Origin of the sequence: Methylobacterium sp. CCH5-D2 (assembly GCF_001556475.1) — a bacterium.
GTDB lineage: Bacteria > Pseudomonadota > Alphaproteobacteria > Rhizobiales > Beijerinckiaceae > Methylobacterium > Methylobacterium hispanicum.
The window spans coordinates 1-13,684 of sequence record NZ_LSIX01000863.1; the positions used below are offsets into that span (position 1 = coordinate 1).

13 protein-coding genes are annotated in these 13,684 nt (G+C 72.6%); 9 read left to right on the forward strand and 4 right to left on the reverse strand.

Annotation, left to right across the window (positions count from 1 at the left end; genetic code table 11):
• Both AX737_RS32425 and AX737_RS22925 read right to left on the reverse strand, forming a co-directional pair.
• On the reverse strand, nucleotides 1-88 hold an 88-nt coding region (locus AX737_RS32425), incomplete at its 3' end, for a DUF1508 domain-containing protein (RefSeq protein WP_156453902.1).
• Nucleotides 89-227: 139 nt separating this feature from the next.
• Complete coding sequence (locus tag AX737_RS22925; RefSeq protein ID WP_066925278.1) at nucleotides 228-1,769, reverse strand: DEAD/DEAH box helicase; 1,542 nt, start codon at nucleotides 1,767-1,769, stop codon at nucleotides 228-230.
• A 432-nt stretch (nucleotides 1,770-2,201) separates the two neighbouring features.
• Here AX737_RS22925 and AX737_RS22930 point away from each other — a divergent pair, with 432 nt between their 5' ends.
• Nucleotides 2,202-3,404, forward strand: a complete 1,203-nt coding sequence (locus tag AX737_RS22930; protein ID WP_066925280.1) for a calcium-binding protein — start codon at nucleotides 2,202-2,204, stop codon at nucleotides 3,402-3,404.
• 128 nt (nucleotides 3,405-3,532) lie between these two features.
• Here AX737_RS22930 and AX737_RS22935 read toward each other — a convergent pair whose 3' ends face one another.
• Nucleotides 3,533-3,778 carry a hypothetical protein gene (locus AX737_RS22935; protein WP_066925283.1) on the reverse strand — a complete coding sequence of 82 codons (246 nt, stop codon included), beginning with the start codon at nucleotides 3,776-3,778 and terminating at the stop codon, nucleotides 3,533-3,535.
• Between the two features lie 82 nt (nucleotides 3,779-3,860).
• Between AX737_RS22935 and AX737_RS33535 the strand changes: the two genes are divergently transcribed.
• The gene (locus AX737_RS33535; protein ID WP_156453901.1) at nucleotides 3,861-4,013 is read left to right on the forward strand and encodes a hypothetical protein; all 153 of its coding nucleotides are present in this window, start codon (nucleotides 3,861-3,863) and stop codon (nucleotides 4,011-4,013) included.
• 186 nt (nucleotides 4,014-4,199) lie between these two features.
• Nucleotides 4,200-5,216, forward strand: a complete 1,017-nt coding sequence (locus AX737_RS22940; protein ID WP_066925287.1) for a PAS domain-containing protein — start codon at nucleotides 4,200-4,202, stop codon at nucleotides 5,214-5,216.
• A gap of 25 nt (nucleotides 5,217-5,241) precedes the next feature.
• Here the strand turns inward: AX737_RS22940 and AX737_RS22945 are convergent, their stop codons facing one another.
• Nucleotides 5,242-5,703: a tRNA (cytidine(34)-2'-O)-methyltransferase gene (locus AX737_RS22945; protein ID WP_066925290.1), complete on the reverse strand. Its 462-nt coding sequence runs from the start codon at nucleotides 5,701-5,703 to the stop codon at nucleotides 5,242-5,244.
• Between the two features lie 118 nt (nucleotides 5,704-5,821).
• Here AX737_RS22945 and AX737_RS22950 point away from each other — a divergent pair, with 118 nt between their 5' ends.
• The 6 genes from AX737_RS22950 (at nucleotide 5,822) to AX737_RS22975 (ending at nucleotide 13,628) form a co-directional block, all read left to right on the forward strand.
• Complete coding sequence (locus AX737_RS22950) at nucleotides 5,822-7,705, forward strand: ABC transporter ATP-binding protein (RefSeq protein WP_066925308.1); 1,884 nt, start codon at nucleotides 5,822-5,824, stop codon at nucleotides 7,703-7,705.
• 63 nt (nucleotides 7,706-7,768) lie between these two features.
• Nucleotides 7,769-9,208 carry an MATE family efflux transporter gene (locus tag AX737_RS22955; protein ID WP_066925293.1) on the forward strand — a complete coding sequence of 480 codons (1,440 nt, stop codon included), beginning with the start codon at nucleotides 7,769-7,771 and terminating at the stop codon, nucleotides 9,206-9,208.
• 291 nt (nucleotides 9,209-9,499) lie between these two features.
• A complete protein-coding gene (gene petA / locus AX737_RS22960) occupies nucleotides 9,500-10,075 on the forward strand; it encodes a ubiquinol-cytochrome c reductase iron-sulfur subunit (RefSeq protein WP_066925296.1) in 576 nt (191 codons plus the stop codon).
• A 36-nt stretch (nucleotides 10,076-10,111) separates the two neighbouring features.
• Nucleotides 10,112-11,398, forward strand: coding sequence for a cytochrome b N-terminal domain-containing protein (locus AX737_RS22965; protein WP_066925299.1), 1,287 nt, complete (start codon nucleotides 10,112-10,114; stop codon nucleotides 11,396-11,398).
• A 19-nt stretch (nucleotides 11,399-11,417) separates the two neighbouring features.
• Nucleotides 11,418-12,329 carry a cytochrome c1 gene (locus AX737_RS22970; RefSeq protein ID WP_066925302.1) on the forward strand — a complete coding sequence of 304 codons (912 nt, stop codon included), beginning with the start codon at nucleotides 11,418-11,420 and terminating at the stop codon, nucleotides 12,327-12,329.
• Between the two features lie 423 nt (nucleotides 12,330-12,752).
• Entirely contained in the window at nucleotides 12,753-13,628 is an 876-nt protein-coding gene (locus tag AX737_RS22975) for an S-methyl-5'-thioadenosine phosphorylase (RefSeq protein ID WP_066925305.1), read from the forward strand.
• The last annotated feature ends 56 nt before the right edge of the window (nucleotides 13,629-13,684 follow it).

Sequence of the window (13,684 nt, forward strand, 5' to 3'; positions counted from 1 at the left end):
CCGCGGAATCGGCCACGACGTTGCCGTTCTGCACACGCAGACGCCACCGCCACTGGCCACCCGCATCCCGATACAGCTCGAACCGCATGGTCTGGCCGGGGCTCCCTTCACGTTCGACAGGGGGAGAGATGGCGCGGGGCGCGGCCGGGGCCAGCCCCCCCGGGAAACGCGAAACGCCGCCCCGACAGGCGGGGCGGCGCTGCGCTACGTAGTCCGACGCGGCAGGATCAGGAGCGCGGGGCGCGCTCCAGCCAGCCGATGGCGCGGCCCTCGCCCCCGCCCTGCGGACGGTTGCCCCGCCGCGCCTGGCCGGCGGCCGGACGGCCGTCCTGGCGCGGGGCCGCGGCCTGCGGGCGGGCGCCGTGGGGACGCTCGGCATGCGGGCGCGCCGCACGGTCCTGGCGCGGATCCTCGCGGCGACCCTGCTGGGGACGCCCCTGCGGCGGCCGGCCCTGGCGGCCCGGCTCGCCCGCCGGACGCCCGCCCCCCGGGCGGCCCTGGGCGCCGGGCTGCTGGCCCTGGCGCTGCTGGCCCTGGCGCTGCTGGCCCGGACGTCCGCCGCCGCGCTGCTGGGGCCGCTCGGGGCGGCGCTCCTCGGAGGCCGCGATCTCGGCGGCCTCCTGGCGGGTCGGCGGGGTGAAGCCCTCGGGGAAGCCCGCGACCGGCACCTTCTGGCGGGTCAGGCGCTCGATGTCGCGCAGGTAGGCCTTCTCCTCGTCGTTGCAGAACGAGATGGCGAGCCCGTCGGCGCCGGCGCGCGCGGTGCGGCCGATGCGGTGGACGTAGCTCTCCGGCACGTTCGGCAGGTCGAAGTTGACGACGTGGGAGACGCCCTCGACGTCGATGCCGCGGGCGGCGATGTCGGTGGCCACCAGCACCCGGCAGGAGCCGTCGCGGAAGGCGGCGAGCGCCCGCTCGCGCTGGGGCTGCGACTTGTTGCCGTGGATCGCCGCGCCGACGATCCCGACCTTGTCGAGGCCGCGCACCACGCGGTCGGCGCCGTGCTTGGTGCGGGTGAAGACCAGCACGCGGTCGATCTTCGGGTCGCGCAGGATGTGGCCGAGCAGCGCCTGCTTGGCACCCGTGTGGACGAACATCACCTGCTGCTCGACGCGCTCGGCGGTGGTGGCGACCGGCGTCACCGCGACCTGGACCGGATCGGAGAGGTACTGCTCGGCGAGTCCCGCGATGTTCTTCGGCATGGTGGCCGAGAAGAACAGGCTCTGGCGCTTGGCCGGCAGCATCCGCACGATGCGCTTGAGGGCGTGGATGAAGCCGAGGTCGAGCATCTGGTCGGCCTCGTCGAGGACGAGGATCTCGACGCCCTCCAGCGTCAGCGCGCGCCGGTCGACGAGGTCGATCAGGCGGCCCGGGGTGGCGACGAGGATGTCGACGCCCGGCGCCAGCGCCCGCTCCTGGCGGCCGATGGTGACGCCGCCGAACACCACGGTGCTGGTGAAGGGCAGGTGGCGGCCGTAATCGGCGAAGGAATCGGCGATCTGGTTGGCGAGCTCGCGGGTCGGCGAGAGCACCAGCACCCGGCATCCGCGGCGCGGGGCGCGGCGGTCCGAGAGGGCGAGCCGGTGCAGGATCGGCAGCGCGAAGGCCGCGGTCTTGCCGGTGCCGGTCTGGGCGATGCCGCAGAGGTCGCGGCCCGCCATGGCCGGCGGCAGGGCCTGCGTCTGGATCGGCGTGGGGGTCTGGTAGCCGGCCTCCTCGAGCGCCCGCAGCACGGGCTGGGCGAGGCCGAAATCGGTGAACTGGGTCAAGTCGGATGTCTCGTTGCAGCAGGACCGTCCGGCGCGGCTCGTGGAGCGGCGCGAATCGGCTTGGCGGTCCCTGGAGCAGGAGGCTGCCCGCGTGATGGGGCGGCCCGGGTGCATGCACGAATGAAGAGGGGGGCCGGAGCCTCCAGGCCGCCTCGGGCGGTCCCGCGATTCCGTCACGCAGCCCCCTCAAGCGGACCCTTGTCGGCCGCTGACGCTGCAGTGCCGATATGCGGTCCCGCAGGTGCGAAGTCAATGGCCGCGCCGACGGACGACGTCGACGGGCCGTAGCGACGGGCCGTGCCGTCCCGTTCCGGCAAGTCGGCGCACGCATCACCCGAACGTGATCGTAATCCTCGCCCCGTATCACAATCGGGCCGCACGCCCGGACCAGTGTCCGCGCCGTGTAACCGCGCGATCCGGGACATCGACCTCATGACGACCTTCTCGGTGTCTTGGACGGACGCGACCGGGGCGGGCGCCAACGCGAACGCCGTGCTGCGGACGCTGCAGGCCGCGGCCGATTCCTGGGCGCGCACCCTCCAGGGCTACGGCACCATCGAGATCGGGGTTCGGGTCAGCGAGGCCTCCGGCAACACCATCGCGACAGGCGGGTCGAGCTACTACTGGACCGGCCGCGCCTACGAATCCGTGCCGATGATCGAGATCCGCACGGGCAGCGACCCGAACGGCCAGAGCCCCGACATCAACGTCACGGTCAGCTCCGCCTACATCGACTCGCTGTTCTACGACCCGTCCGGCCAGCAGGCTGTGCCGTCGAGCCAGCTCGACGCGCTCTCGGTCTTCACGCACGAGGTCGGGCACGGGCTCGGCATCCTCTACCTCGGCGACAGCACCTACGCGGCCAACGTCCGGGCGGGCAGCACCCCGACCTTCGTCGGCGGCAACGCCGTGCGGGCGAACGGCGGCCCGGTGCCGCTCGATGCCGGCGAGGGCCACGTCACGGTGGCGGGCGACCTGATGACCCCCACCATCTCGGCCGGCACGCGCCGCCCGATCAGCGACCTCGACCTCGCGATCCTGCAGGATATCGGCGCGCCGATCGCGACCGCGCGGGCCGACGCCGTCACGCTGGGGGCGCGCAACGACACCTTCACGGCGCTCGCCGGCGACGACACGGTGACGGGCGGCGACGGCGCGGACGTGATCTACGGCAACCAGGGCGGCGACGTGCTCTACGGCAACCTCGGCGCCGACCGTCTCTTCGGCGGGCAGGACGACGACAGCGTGTTCGGCGGCCAGGACGCGGACGTGGTCTACGGCAACCAGGGCGCGGACGCCGTCTACGGCAATCTCGGCGACGACACCCTGTTCGGGGGCCAGGGCGACGACACGCTCTACGGCGGCCAGGGCGACGACGTGCTCAACGGCAATCTCGGCAACGACGTCCTCATCGGCAACCTGGGTGCCGACCGCTTCGTGTTCGGCGCGAATTCCGGTGCCGACCTGATCCTCGGCTTCAGCCAGGCGCAGGGCGACCGGCTGGTGCTCTCGGGCCAGAGCTACACGCTCGGCTCAGCCGCCGACGGCGACGCCCTGCTCGCGCTCTCGGGCGGCGGCACGGTGCAGCTCGACGGCATCACCGCGGCGCAGTTCGGCGCGGCGTATCTGGTCTGATACGCGCCCCGGTCGCGGGGTTCGACCGTGTCAGGGGAACCGCGACCGGCCCCCTCACGGCCCGCGCTTCGGCCCGAGACGATGCGCCCGCCCGAACCCGTCGACCGGAGGCCGTCCGAGGCGCGACGTCACGCCCCCTCGTCGAAGCGGCTGCGGAAGAACACCTCGCGGCCGGCCCCGTCGATCACCCGCACGGCCTCGGCGGGCTCGCCCGCGCGCTGGGGTACCCGGGCGCGGGCGAAGAGCCGCAGCGCCCGCTCCTCGGCCCCGGCCTGGTCCTCGACCCGCACCGAGACGCGGGAGAGAACGGGGTCGGCCTCGGTGCGGGCCGGGGCGCCCAGGATCTCGATGTGGAAGGTCTCGCGCGCGCTCAATCGGTCCGCCGGGTCAGGGGAAGGGTCGGGGGGAGGCACCGGACGGGTTTCCGGGCCGTGCCGCATGAGATAGGCGCTCCCCATGAACCCGCTCAAGGCCGGACTGATCGTCCTCATCTGCCTGATCCTGCTCTGGCTCGGCGTGCGGCTCGCCCGCCGCGCCATCGATCTCGGCATCGCGGCGGGCTACGAGGCCGAGCGGCGGCGCCGGGAGGAGGACGACCCCCGGCCCTGAGGCCAGTCCCGGTCCGCCCGATGGCGGCCCGGCCCCCGCGGCGGCCCGCTCCGGCGGCCTCCCCCGTGCCCGAAGCCGCGGCGGAGGGCTCGCTAGAGTTCGGCAAAACGTATCCTAGAATGGATTAAAGAGAATCGGAAACCGGCATAGGATCCGCGCCCTATCGAACCGCGCGCATCCGTATCCATGACGTCCTCCCCCGCCGCCCTACTTGGCGGATCGCTGCACCTGATCGAGGATCTCGGCCTGCGCGGGAGCTGGCGCTGGACCTTCGGCGACGATGCCCAGACCTGGTCTCCCGGATTGTACCGGATGCTCGGTCTCACGCCGGACGACCCGGCGCCGCGCTACGACCGCCTGCGCGCGATGGCGCACCCGGAGGACCGTGACCGGCTCGCGACCCCCGCCCAGGTACGGGACGGCGACCTCCGGGCGGAGCACAGCTTCCGCATCGTCCGCCCGGACGGGACCGTCCGCCTGCTCGCGGCCCGCCACGAGGTCGAGCGCGCGCCCGATGGACGGCCGCGCGCTGTCGCGGGCGACCTCGTCAACGCGCTGGAGCGGCACCGCCTGGCCGGCATCATCGAGGCCGAGAGCCGGCTCCACGCCGCCCTGCACGCCCGGACCGGCGTGCTCTTCTTCAGGGTCGGGCAGGACCTGAGCTTCGCGTTCCAGCCGGAGGCGGAACTGGTGAGCGGCGTACCCCTGGCGGAGTTCAACGCGGACCCCTTCGTCCACGCCCTGCCGGGGGAGCGCGCGCGGCTCCTCGGCAAGGCCGCGGAGTATCGGGTGAGCGGCCGGATCTTCCGGGACACGAACCTCTGGCGCAGGCCCGACGGGCAGGCCGGCCGGGTGGGCATCCTCGTCGTCCCGTTCCGCAACGCCGCGGGTGCCGTCGATGGCGGCCAGGGCCTGCAATACCCGATCCCGGATACGCATTTCCAACTCCCGGCCGGCATCCGCGAGGCCCTCGAGGAGGCGGTGGTCGGCTCTCACCTGCGCGCGGCCCGGGCCCTGCTCGACTGGTCCATGACGGTGCTGGCCGAGGCGAGCGGCGTGTCCCTGTCCACGGTCCGGCGCCTGGAGGAGGACGGGGGGCTCCACGGCGAGCGCTCGCGCCGCCGGGTCGTCGCGGCGCTGCGCCGGGCCGGCATCCGCTTCACGCTGTTGGAGGACGGGGTCATCGCCGTCTCCCGGCACTGAGAGCGGGCGGCGCGGCGGGGGCCGGTCAGCCCGGGAAGCCGCCCGTCTGCCGCAGCGCCTCGCCGGCCAGCATCGCGGCGGCGACCGCGACGTTGAGCGAGCGCATCCCGGCCCGGATCGGCACCACCACCCGGGCGTCGGCGGCCGCGTGCACCGCCTCGGGGACGCCGGCCGATTCGCGGCCCATCAGCAGGCAGTCGCCGTCCCGGAAGGCGAGATCCGTGTAGGGCAGGGCGCCCGCCGTGGTGGCGAGGACGAGGCGGATCTTTTCCGCGCGCCGCCAGTCGTCGAAGGCGTCCCACGAGCGGTGCCGGGTCAGCGCGACGTGGTCGAGATAGTCGAGGCCCGAGCGGCGCAGGTGCCGGTCCGAGACGTCGAAGCCCGCCGGCTCGATGATCTCGACGGCGAGCCCGAGGCAGGCCGCCATGCGCAGCAGCGTGCCGGTGTTCTGCGGGATGTCGGGCTGGTAGAGGGCGAGGCGGAGCATGATCGTGCGCGGGGCGGGCGCGCAGGGCAGGGCTGCGCGCCCGCGGCATCGCCCCGCGCTTGGCCCGCGGTCAAGCGCGCTTACCTAAGGAGGCCCCGCCCCAGCTCCCGTGACCCTGATGTTCCTCGACTGGCTCGAGCGCCGCATCGACCCGTTCGCGCCCTTCGAAGAGGGGCGCATGCCGCCCCGGACGGTGCTCGGCTTCGCGCGCTTCTACCTCCACCCGATCCGCTGGGCGCTCTTCGCCCTGTTCGTGATCGCCGTGATCGCCGGCACGGTGGAGGCCTCGCTCTACCTCGTGATGCGCTGGTTCGTGGATCTGCTGGCCGGCGCCGACCGCGCCACCGTGCTCGCCGACCACGCCCTCGGCATCGGCCTTGCGCTCGTGCTCGTCGCGGTGGTGCGCCCCGTGACGATCTGGCTGCACGAGGTGCTGTCGAACCAGCTCGTGGTGCCGCAATCGACCAACCAGATCCGCTGGCGGGCGCACCTCTACACGCTCGGGCACGCGCTCTCCTACTTCCAGGGCGACTTCGCGGGGCGGCTCGCCAACCGGGTCGTGCAGGTCGGGCCGGCGGTGCGCGAACTCGCGGTCGTGTTCATCGACACGCTGCTCTACGTGGCGATCTACGCGGTGACCGCGGTCGGGCTGTTCGGCTCGATCTCGCTCTGGCTGGCGCTGCCGGTGGTGATCTGGGTCGCGGCCTATGCGGGGCTCACCGCCTGGTTCGTGCCGCGCGCCCGGGCCCGCTCGCACCGCACCGCCGACACCCGCTCGACCCTGATCGGGCGCGTGGTGGACAGCTACACCAACATCCTCACGGTCAAGCTCTTCGCCCGCGACCGCGAGGAGCGCGCCGCCGTGCGCGAGGCGGTGGACGTGCACACCAGGGCCTACCTGCACCAGTTCCGGCTGGTGACGTGGACGACGACGCTGCTGGGCCTCCTCAACAGCGCGCTCCTGATCGCGACGGGCACCGCCTCGCTGCTCCTCTGGCAGCGCGGCGCGATGAGCACCGGCGAGGCTTCCGCCGGGCTGGCGCTGGTGCTGCGCCTCATCGCCATGTCGGGCTGGGTGATGCAGACGGTGCGCGGCGTGTTCGAGAACGTCGGCGTGATCCAGGAGAGCATGCAGACGATCAGCCGGCCGCACGCGCTCACCGACGCGCCCGGCGCGGGCACGCTCGCGGTCGCGGGCGGCGGCGTCCGCTTCGAGGGGGTCGGCTTCCATTACGGGCGCGGCGACGCCAACGTGATCGAGGATCTCTCGCTCGCTATCCGCCCGGGCGAGAAGGTCGGGCTGGTCGGCGTCTCGGGGGCGGGCAAGAGCACCATCGCGTCGCTGCTGCTGCGGCTCCACGACGTCGAGAGCGGGCGCATCCTCGTCGATGGGCAGGACATCGCCGGGGTGACGCAGGATTCCCTGCGCGGCGCCATCGCGATGGTGAGCCAGGACACCTCGCTGCTGCACCGCTCGATCCGCGACAACATCGCGTACGGGCGCCCCGACGCCACCGACGCCGAGGTCGCGCGCGCCGCCCGCCTGGCGCATGCCGACGGCTTCATCGCCGACCTCGTCGATCACAAGGGACGGCGCGGCTACGACGCGCAGGTGGGCGAGCGCGGTGTGAAGCTCTCGGGCGGCCAGCGCCAGCGCATCGCCATCGCCCGCGTCATCCTGAAGGACGCGCCGATCCTGATCCTCGACGAGGCGACCTCGGCCCTCGACAGCGAGGTCGAGGCCGCGATCCAGGAGGCGCTCGACACGCTGATGCAGGGCAAGACGGTGCTGGCCATCGCCCACCGCCTCTCCACCATCGCGGCGCTCGACCGGCTGATCGTGATCGACCGCGGCCGCATCGTGGAGGAGGGGACCCACGCCGAGCTGGTGGCCCGCGGCGGGCTCTACGCCCGGCTCTGGGCGCGCCAGTCCGGCGGCTTCCTGCCCGACCGCGACGGCGAGGCGCCCCGGCGACACGTTTCCGACGCCTTGGGCGGCTAGGGACACCCCATATCATCGGGTGCGGCAGGGCCGCGCCCGCCTCCTGTCTGAAGAGATCGTTCCATGCCGGCACTCGACCTCGCGGGGTTCCCTGCGCGGGAAGGGGCCCCGTTGCACCGCCCCTGGCTCCGGGAACTGCGCGCGACGCTCGCGCTCTCGGGGCCCCTCGTGCTCATCAACCTCGCCCAGCACGGCCTGATCATGGCCGACGTGGTGATGCTCGGGCGCCTGGGCGCGGAGCAGCTCGCCGCGGCGACGCTGGCGCACGGGCTCTACTTCATCCTGTTCATCGGCGGGATCGGGCTCACCAGCACGGTGGCGCCGCTGATCGCCGAGGCGCTCGGGCGCGAGGCCGGCGCGACCGATCCGGTGCGCCGGACCCTGCGGGCGGGCTTCTGGGCGGCGACGCTCATCGCCGCGCCCATGATGGTGCTGCTCTGGTACACCGGCCCGCTGCTCGCCGCGATCGGCGAGCCGCCCGCGCTCGCCGAGGCCGCGGGCGCCTACATGCGCGTGCTGCAATGGGCGATGTGGCCGGCCCTGCTCTTCATGGCCTTGCGCGGCGCGCTCGCCGCCCTGGAGCGGCCGGGCTGGGCGCTCGCCGCCAGCCTCGCGGCGCTGCCGCTCAACGTCGCGCTCGGGGTCTGGCTCGCCTTTCCGGCGAGCGGCGGGTTGCCCGCCGGGCGCGATCTCGGCATGGCGGGCGTCGGCCTCGCCACCGTGGCGGCGGCGAGCTTCAGCCTCGTGCTGCTCGTCGCGGTGGTGCTCTGCGACGCCAGACTGCACCGCTACCGGCTGTTCCACCGGCTCTGGCGGTTCGACGCGGCGCTGCTGGCCCGCGTCTTCCGCCTCGGCCTGCCGATCGTGGCGACCGGGCTCGCCGAGGCCGGCCTGTTCGAGGCGGCGGCGCTCGGCATGGGCCTGTTCGGCGCGACCCAGCTCGCCGCGCACGCGGTGGCGATCCAGATCGCGGCCTTCTGCTTCATGGTGCCGAACGGCGTCGCGCAGGCCGCGACCGTGCGGGTGGGGCTCGCCTACGGGCGGCGCGACGGCGCGGGCGTGCGCCGGGCCGGCCTGGTGGCGGTCGGGCTCGCCTTCGTCTTCATGGTGCTCTGCGCCACGACCCAGCTCGCGGTGCCCGGGTTCCTGACCGGCCTGTTCCTCGATCCCGCCGCGCCCGCCAACGCGGGCGTGCTGCCGGTGGCCGCCGCCTTCATCGGCTTCGCGGCGCTCTTCGCGGTGGCCGACGGCGTGCAGTCGGTCTGCCTCGGCATGCTGCGCGGCCTGCAGGACACGAAGGTGCCGATGTGGGTCGCGCTCGGCGGCTACTGGGGCCTCGGCGTGCCGCTCGGCGCCTGGCTCGCCTGGGGGGCGGGGATGGAGGGCTACGGCATCTGGACGGGGTTCTGCGCCGGGCTGTTCGCGGTGGCGGCGCTCCTCGTCCTGCGCTGGCGCCGGCTGACCACGGGCCTCCTGCCGCGGCCGGCGGCGGCCGTTCGTTGAAGCGGAGGCCGTAAGGGCTTCCCGCTCCCCGCGTGCTCTCCCTCCCCCCTCTGCGGGGGAGGGAGATGTCGCGCGACCGAAGCCCGCGGGCTACATCTCGCCGCGCTTGCCCACCGCGATGCGGGAGGAGCCCGGCCCCTGCCTTGACTTCGGGCGACGGGCGGTCGCATTGCACAGTTTAGAACGATCGTGCTGTGGTCCCCTCCGCGGATCACCGGCCCCGCACGCGCGCGGGCTGCACGCTCGGCCGGCACGGTGAAAACACCCGCACTTCTTGGGAGGCACGAGACCTTGGCGAACACGACTGCCGCCGCGCCCGCCGGCGCCGCCCCGCAGGAGGGCACCCGCCGGGACTTCCTCTTCCTGGCCACCGGGGCCGGCCTCGCGGTCGGCGCAGGCGCCGTGGCCTGGCCCTTCGTCGCCTCGATGGCGCCGGACGCCGCCACCATCGCGGCCGGCGCGCCGCTCGAGGTCGATCTCTCGCCGATCACCGACGGCCAGATCGTCAACGTGTTCTGGCGCGGCAAGCTGATCTTCGTGCGCAAGCTCACGGAGAAGGAGATCACCGACATGAAGGCCGTGCCGGTCGGGCAGTTGATCGACCCGGCCGCCGCCGACACCCGCGTCAAGAAGGGCCACGAGCAGTGGCTCGTCGTCTACGGCAACTGCACGCATCTGGGCTGCGTGCCGATCGGGCATTCCGGCAATTTCGAGGGCTGGTCCTGCCCCTGCCACGGCTCGCAGTTCGACGCGCTCGGGCGCGTGCGCCGCGGCCCCGCCCCGATCAACCTGCCGATCCCGCCCTACGCCTTCCAGTCGGATACCAAGATCCGCATCGGCGAGGAGGGCGGCAAGGCCGCCGCGTGACGAGAAGAGGCTGAGAGCCCCCGGAGGATCCCCACCATGAGCGCACACGGCAACACCTACGTGCCGCGGAGCCGGCTCGCCAAGTGGTTCGAGTCGCGGCTGCCGATCGTCGGCCTCGTCCACTCGTCGTTCGTCGCCTTCCCGGTGCCGCGCAACCTGACCTATTTCTGGACCTTCGGCGCGATCCTGATCGCGTTCCTGGGCATCCAGATCATCACCGGCGTCTGGCTGGCGATGCACTACGAGCCCTCGGCCAAGGGCGCCTTCGATTCCGTCGAGCACATCATGCGCGACGTGAACTACGGCTGGCTCCTGCGCTACGCGCACGCCAACGGCGCCTCGATGTTCTTCGTGGCCGTCTACGTGCACATCTTCCGCAACCTCTACTACGGGTCCTACAAGGCCCCGCGCGAGGTGCTCTACATCCTCGGCGTCGTCATCTACCTCCTGATGATGGCCACGGCCTTCCTCGGCTACACCCTGCCGTGGGGCCAGATGAGCTACTGGGGCGCCACCGTCATCACCAACATCCTGGCGGCGATCCCGGTGGTCGGCGACACGATCCAGAGCCTGCTCTGGGGCGGCTACTCGGTCGGCAACCCGACGGTGAACCGCTTCTTCTCGCTGCACTTCCTGCTGCCCTGGATGATCGCGGGCGTCGTGGTGCTGCACGTCTGGGCGCTGCACGTGACGGGCCAGAACAACCCGACCGGCATCCCGATCAAGTCCTCGAAGGACGCGGTGCCCTTCACCCCCTACGCCACGATCAAGGACGTGTTCGCCGTCGTGGTGTTCATGATCCTGTTCGCGTGGTTCATCTTCTACCAGCCGAACTACCTCGGCCACGCCGACAACTACGTCCCGGCCAACCCCGCCGTGACCCCCGCCCACATCGTGCCGGAATGGTACTTCCTGCCCTTCTACGCGATCCTGCGCGCGGTGCCCTCGAAGCTCGGCGGCGTCATCCTGATGTTCTCGGCGGTGCTGATCCTGGCGCTCGCGCCCTGGCTCGACACCTCGCGGGTGCGCTCGTGCAACTACCGCCCGATCTACCGGCAGTTCTTCTGGGTGTTCGTGGCGGTCTGCGTCATCCTGGGCTGGCTCGGCGCCAAGCCCCCGGAGGGCGGCTACGTCATCGCCTCGCAGATCTGCACGGCCTACTACTTCGCCCACTTCCTCGTCGTGATGCCGCTGGTCGGCCTCTTCGAGACGCCGACCCCGCTGCCGGGCTCGATCCTCGAGAGCGTGACCGGGCCGGGCAAGCAGGTGGGCGGGTCGGGCATGCCCGCGGGCGCCGCCGCCGCGCCGACCACCAAGGGCTGAGACGAGGGCAACAGACGCGATGACGATCCGCACGCTCCTCGCCGCGACCCTGGTCGCGGCCTCCCTCGGCGGCGCCCTGATGGGCGCCCCGGCCTCGGCCGAGGACGCCCACGCCACGCCCCAGCCCCCGCGCCAGAAATGGAGCTATGCCGGCGTGTTCGGCAGCTTCGACCAGGGCCAGCTGCAGCGCGGCTTCCAGGTCTACAAGGAGGTCTGCTCGGCCTGCCACAGCATGAAGCTCGTGGCCTTCCGCAACCTCGCGGAGGCGGGCGGCCCGGGCTACTCGGCCGCCCAGGTCAAGGCGCTCGCCGCGACCTATCAGGTCAAGGACGGCCCGAACGATTCGGGCGAGATGTTCGAGCGGCCCGGCCGCCCGGCCGACCGCTTCCCGCCGCCCTTCCCGAACGACCAGGCGGCGGCCGCCGCCAACGGCGGCAAGGCGCCGCCGGACTTCTCGGTGCTGGCCAAGGCCCGCACCTACGAGCGCGGCTTCCCGTGGTTCGTGCTCGATGCGCTGCCCTTCACCGGCTACTCGGAGCAGGGCGTCGACTACATCCACGCGCTGCTCACCGGCTACGAGGAGCCCCCGCAGGGCACCGAGGTGCCGGACGGTGGCCACTACAACAAGTACTATCCCGGCCACATCATCGCGATGCCGAACCCGATCAGCGACGGCCAGGTGAGCTATCCGAAGGGCGACGACGGCCAGCCGGTGGTGCCCGAGACGGTGGACCAGTACAGCAAGGACGTCGCGGCCTTCATGGCCTGGGCGGCCGAGCCCCACATGATGGCCCGCAAGGCGCTCGGGCTGCGGGTGATCCTGTTCCTGATCGTGCTGGCCGGCCTGCTCTACTACGTGAAGAAGCGGGTCTGGGCGGATGTCGGCGGCGAGACCCACGGCCTCCAGCCGGAGCTGCACAAGACGTTCTGAGGGGCTCGCGCTCTCCCTCCCCCCTCTGCGGGAGGGAGAGTACATATGGCGGACGGCCTGCCTCGGATCGCGCCGAACCATGCCGCGCTCCCTCTCCCATAGGGAGAGGGTTGGGGTGAGGGGTATGACGTGACAGGACTGAGCACGTCATCGACGCGCGTTCAGCACAGAGTATTTCCCGGGAACCTCATACCCCTCACCCTGTCCCTCTCCCTATGGGAGAGGGGACCCGTGCCCCATCCGGCATCCGGCTCGTCCAGCCGTACGCGATCGCCCTGCTCTGTGGGGGAGGGAGAGCGTCGCCGTTGGCAGGACGGGGCGGGGTCCTGCGGCTGCGCTCCGAGGGGCAACTATGCTACGGGCCCCATCCGGGGCCCGTTTCCATTTGGGCCGACGACGAACACGCGCGAGAAGGACGGTGAGATGACGGCAGCGGTGCTCGGCGTGATCGGCGGCTCCGGGGTCTACGACCTGCCGGGGCTGGAGGACGTGCGCGAGGAGGCCGTGTCCTCCCCCTGGGGCCAGCCCTCGGACGCCCTGCGCATCGGCCGGATCGGCGAGACCAGGATCGTCTTCCTGGCCCGGCACGGGCGCGGGCACCGGCTCTCGCCCACCGGCATCGACTACCGCGCCAACATCGACGCGCTGAAGCGGGCCGGCGTCACCGACATCGTCTCGCTCTCGGCCTGCGGCTCGTTCCGCGAGGAGCTGCCGCCCGGCCTGTTCGTGCTCGTCGACCAGTTCGTCGACCGCACGCACGGGCGCGCCTCGTCGTTCTTCGGCAACGGCTGCGTCGCCCACGTCTCGATGGCGCACCCGGTCGGGCCGCGCCTGCAGGATCGGATCGCGGCGGCTGCTAAGGCGGAGGACATCGCGGTGGTCCGCGGCGGCACCTACGTCTGCATGGAGGGGCCGCAATTCTCCTCGCTGGCCGAATCCAGGGCCTACAAGGCGCAGGGGTTCGACGTGATCGGCATGACCAACATGCCGGAGGCCAAGCTCGCCCGCGAGGCCGAGATCACCTACGCGACGATCGCGATGGTCACCGACTTCGACTGCTGGCACCCGGGCCACGACGCGGTGGACGTGGCCGCGGTCGTGGCGGTCGCCCGCGCCAACGCCGACAAGGCCGCCCGCCTGGTGGCGCGCCTTGCCCGGGACTTCCCGCAGACGCGCGAGCCCTGCCCGGCGGGCTCGCACCGGGCGCTCGACGGCGCGATCATGACGGCGCCGGCCGCGCGCGACCCCGCGCTGATGGCCAAGCTCGACGCGGTGGCGGGCCGGGCGCTGGCGGGCTGAGGAGATCGGTTAGCGGACGGCCGCCCTTTCCGGGCCCTTCGGGCCTGCACGCCTGG